Source organism: Synechococcus sp. H55.9 (genome assembly GCF_047462355.1).
GTDB lineage: Bacteria > Cyanobacteriota > Cyanobacteriia > Thermostichales > Thermostichaceae > Thermostichus.
The window spans coordinates 2,117-6,397 of record NZ_JANSJB010000059.1; the positions used below are offsets into that span (position 1 = coordinate 2,117).

5 protein-coding genes are annotated in these 4,281 nt (G+C 62.3%); 4 read left to right on the forward strand and 1 reads right to left on the reverse strand.

What is annotated here, in order from left to right:
- From NW857_RS08755 to NW857_RS08765, 3 genes are all read left to right on the forward strand, one after another.
- On the forward strand, positions 1–291 hold a 291-nt coding region (locus tag NW857_RS08755), incomplete at its 5' end, for a DUF29 domain-containing protein (RefSeq protein ID WP_414368685.1).
- A 44-nt stretch (positions 292–335) separates the two neighbouring features.
- Positions 336–911, forward strand: coding sequence for a rhodanese-like domain-containing protein (locus tag NW857_RS08760; protein ID WP_414368686.1), 576 nt, complete (start codon positions 336–338; stop codon positions 909–911).
- Complete coding sequence (locus tag NW857_RS08765; RefSeq protein WP_414368688.1) at positions 908–2,695, forward strand: SulP family inorganic anion transporter; 1,788 nt, start codon at positions 908–910, stop codon at positions 2,693–2,695. Before NW857_RS08760 ends, NW857_RS08765 begins: the two co-directional genes overlap by 4 nt.
- On the opposite strand, the gene NW857_RS08770 is transcribed toward NW857_RS08765, so the two are convergent.
- Entirely contained in the window at positions 2,658–3,926 is a 1,269-nt protein-coding gene (locus NW857_RS08770; protein ID WP_414334975.1) for a hypothetical protein, read from the reverse strand. The genes NW857_RS08765 and NW857_RS08770 overlap by 38 nt on opposite strands.
- Positions 3,927–4,144: 218 nt before the next feature.
- On the opposite strand from NW857_RS08770, the gene NW857_RS08775 reads away from it, so the two are divergent.
- Positions 4,145–4,281, forward strand: a 137-nt coding sequence (locus NW857_RS08775; RefSeq protein ID WP_414368698.1) for a thioredoxin domain-containing protein, incomplete at its 3' end; no start/stop codon positions are given.

Below are 4,281 nucleotides of genomic sequence, written 5' to 3' on the forward strand. Positions count from 1 at the left end.
CACCTTCTGAAGTGGGAGTATCAGCCGCAGGCCAGATCGGTAAGCTGGCTTCTTACCCTACAGGTGCAGCGGCAGGAAGTTCTGGATCTGCTGGAGGAAAACCCAAGCCTGAGACCCTATTTGCCGGAGGCCATCTCCAAGTCTTACCTGAGGGCGCTCCAACTGGCTCTAGAAGAGACCAAGCTGCCCAGAAAGACTTTTCCCCAGACCTGCCCTTACTCTCCCGAGCAAATCCTGGATAGCCAGTTTTATCCTGGCGAGCCCAGCAGGTTGCTGGAGGAGGAAGATTAGAAATCCCTAAGTCTTACAACAACCCTAGAAGCAAGGAAGAAACCATGACCGTAGCTCAACAAAATCCTACAGCTCAGCAGGAACGGGATCCCCGTCTCAAGGAGATCGACGCTTGGACTTTAAAGCAGTGGCTGGATCAAGGGCGGGTACAGCTCATTGACGTACGGGAGCCGGCAGAATACCACGACGAGCGGATCCCGGGGGCGATCAACATGCCTCTATCTACCTTTGACCCCGCCAAGGTGCCGGCCTCGACACCAGAAAAGCCGGTGGTGCTGCAGTGCCGTATGGGCAGCCGCTCCATCCGCGCCGGCTGTCAGTTGCTTGAATACGGCTGGCCGGAAGCCATTAGCCTCAAAGGTGGGATCGAAGCGTGGAAGGCCGCCAAGCTGCCCACCACCCGCACCCGCAACGCGCCCATCTCGGTAATGCGACAGGTGCAGATTACAGCGGGATCCCTGGTGCTTGTAGGAACCCTGCTGGGAGCCTTTGTCCACCCGGCCTGGCTGGTGTTGAGTGGCTTTGTGGGGGCGGGGCTGGTGTTTGCCGGGATCACCAACACCTGTGGCCTGGCGCTGCTTTTGGCCCGCCTGCCCTGGAACCGGGGTCAGACGCTATGAGCGGGATCCCGTCCGCCTCTTCCCCAAAGCAGGGGGTTTGGGCGCGCTACCTGCCCTTGGCCAAGGATTCCCTGTGGTGGCTTCGCTACCAGCGAGAGGATCTGCCGGGGGATCTCATTGCCGGGGTGGTCTCGGCCATCCTGTTGGTGCCCCAGAGCATGGCCTACGCGCTGCTGGCCGGCCTGCCCCCCGAGACAGGCCTCTACGCCAGCATCCTGCCGGTGATCGCCTACGGCTTCCTGGGATCCAGCCGGGCTTTGTCGGTGGGGCCGGTGGCCATCATCGCCCTGCTGGTAGCCTCGGGTTTGGAGCCGCTGGCCGAGCCGGGCAGCCCGGAGTATGGCCAGTTGGCGCTGGGCTTAGCTCTGGAAGCGGGCCTGATCCAGCTAGGGGTAGGGCTGTTGCGTCTGGGGTTTTTGGCCAATTTCTTGAGCCACTCGGTTATAACGGCCTTTAGCAGTGCCGCAGCCCTAATCATTGCCCTTAGCCAGCTCCGCCATCTGCTGGGGGTGAAGCTGGCCAACACCGAGTCCTTCTGGCTGCTGCTGCAACGGCTGTGGCAGAGCTTGGATGGGGTCAACTGGGCCACCCTGGGGCTGGGGCTGTTGTCCATCGCCCTGTTGGTGTACGCCCAGCAGAAGCTGCCGGCGCAACTGCGCCGCTGGGGGATCCCGCCCCTCTGGGAGTTGCTGCTCACCAAGAGTGCTCCCCTGGCGGCCGTTTTCTTAACCACCCTGCTGGTTTGGGGGCTAAACCTCTCGGAGAGAGCGGGGGTGGCGGTGGTGGGATCGATTCCGGCTGGCCTGCCACCGCTGACGTTTCCCCAACTGAGCTGGCCAGAATGGGGATCCCTGCTGCCCACCGCCCTAACCCTCAGCTTGGTGGGCTTTACGGAAAGTTATGCCATGGCCCAGGCCCTGGCCAGCAAGCGGCGGCAGAAAGTGGATCCCAACCAGGATCTGGTGGCCCTGGGAGTGGCCAACGTGGCAGCAGCCGTCAGCGGTGGCTTTCCGGTCACGGGTGGGATCAGCCGCTCGGTGGTGAATGCTCAGGCGGGGGCCAACAGCGGTCTGGCCTCGGTCATTACGGGATCCCTGATAGCTCTGGCCATGATCTGGCTGATGCCCCTGTTTACTTTCCTGCCCCAGGCCACCCTAGCTGCCGTTGTGCTGGTGGCGGTGCTGGGACTGGTGGATTTTCACCCCCTGCTGCAGAGCTGGCGCTACGACCGCGGCGATGCCCTCGTTTGGCTGCTCACCTTTGCCAGCGTGTTGGCAATTGGGGTGGAGCGGGGGATTGGTCTGGGAGTGCTGGCCTCCATCCTTCTCTTCCTCTGGCGGGCCAGCCGCCCCCACATTGCCATTGTTGGCCAGGTGCCGGGTACCGAGCACTACCGCAACGTGCTGCGCCATGAGGTGATTACCGATCCGCGCATCTTGGCGGTGCGAGTGGATGAGAGCCTGTTTTTTGCCAACGCCGCCTACCTGCAGGAGTACATTCTGCAAGAGGTAGCAGCGCGGCCAGCAGTGGAACAGGTGCTGCTGGTGGCCAGCGCCATTAACTTCATCGACGGCAGCGCTCTGGAGGCCCTGACCCAATTGGTGGAACGTCTGCACCAGATGGGGGTGGGCTTTGCCCTGGCCGAGGTGAAGGGGCCGGTGATGGATTGCCTCAAAAGGGTGGGGTTTGTGGAGAAAGTGGGCGCTGAGCGCTTTTTCTTGTCGACCCACCAGGCGATGCAGGCACTCAAATCCCAGGCGATGCCGGCAGCCGCTTCCGGATGAGCACCAGGGGGGTCTGCTCCGCTGCATTGCCCGCCGGGTTCTTGCGCAGCGCCTGCTCCACCAGCTCCCGCTCCACCCCTGGGCTGGCCGCCAGAACGCTTACCTCACCTAGGTCGTTGGCATCCACAATGGCCACCTCGTAGCCAGTCTGGGCGTGGAGCTCGGCCACCAGCTTAGCTGGATGCCGCGGCCCCAAGACGATGAACTGGTCGTAGGGGGGCAAGGTGCCGGTGACATCGTCGATGAGGTCGGCCTGCTCCCCCGCCAGGGCATAGAACACCCCTGGGATCCCCAACAACTTGGCCAGGGATCCGACAACAAAAGCCCCCAGCACCCGCCAGGCTCCCGAGCAGTCGATCAGCGTCTGCATCCCGTAGCAGCTTGAGAGACTGGTCTTGGAGGGGAAGAAGTAGCAGAGGGTGCGGGCTAGCCAGCCAGGCTGCACCTGCAGGGGATGGCGAAAGTGGCCCTGGACGATGGCCGCCGCGCTTTCCGAGATGGCCACGATATCACCGGGCTGGATGTGAGGGCCCACGTAGCGCTGCAGCACCTCGGCAAGGTCATCGCTGGGGGTAAGCAGAGGGGTGGGAATGGCAGCCCAACTCACTGGCCCCTGCTGCTGCCAGGCCAGCTCCGGCAAGGGATCCACTTCCTGCAAGGGCAGGATTAGGTGGCTAGTCTTAAGGGTGCGCCGCTGCCGCCCGTACTGGACGTAGTCCAGCTCCAGCCAGGCCGAGCGCAAATCTGCCAGCCCTTCCCCCCTCAGCTCGATCTCCACTTCCAAGCCGGTCTGGCTTTGGGGGGTAATGATGTAGGCCTGCCAGTAGTTGTCCTGGCGAGGGGGCAGATCCACATGGCGGGAGCGCAGGCGGATCTGGGTTTGGATCCCTTCGATGGAGCTGGCACTGAGCAAATGCAGTCGCGGCTGCACCTGGGCCAAGGTGACCTCAAAGATGGGGTTGAGGTTGCGGGCCACGAACTCCGCCTGGATCAGCCAGTGATCGGGGCTGAGGCGGTTGAGGTGCCAGCTCTGCGGCTCCACCACCAGGCAGTCGGCGGGGCGGGTCTTCCGCCAGTACAGCACCGTCGCCAAACTCAAGAGCAGCCCGGCCACCACCTGAATCCAGCCTGAGGGATCCCCCAGCCAACGCCAGATCCCCCAGAGGCTCAAGACCACCCCAGCCAATACGCCGGCCACCACACCTCGGCTCACCATCCGGATTGTTGCCATCGGGATCCCACTCCTTGCAATCGTTAAGCCCTGCTAAAGCCTGCCCCTTCCGTCCAGCCCGCCCTTTAGACTACAGGTACCGACCAAGCCCTAGTCATCCTACCGGGAAACCGACAGCAAGCGGTCGCAGAATCTCTACCCACATTTCCATCTCAAACATTTAGACTACAAATAGGTTGCATTCTAAGTTTTTCTACAGCATCCTGCGGAGGTCGCCCATGGCCCACAAACAGCAGTTCAAAAGCTTTGACGATATGATCCAGGGATCCAAAACTCCCATTCTGGTGGATTTTTACGCCACCTGGTGTGGTCCCTGTCAGGTCATGGCCCAGGTGTTGGAGCAGGTGAAGCCCCA

Excerpts from the sequence above, each read along its gene's own strand:
- NW857_RS08770 (WP_414334975.1), bottom strand. The coding sequence starts at position 3,926 with ATGGCAACAATCCGGATGGTGAGCCGAGGTGTGGTGGCCGGCGTATTG.
- NW857_RS08765 (WP_414368688.1), top strand. The coding sequence starts at position 908 with ATGAGCGGGATCCCGTCCGCCTCTTCCCCAAAGCAGGGGGTTTGGGCG.
- NW857_RS08760 (WP_414368686.1), top strand. The coding sequence starts at position 336 with ATGACCGTAGCTCAACAAAATCCTACAGCTCAGCAGGAACGGGATCCC.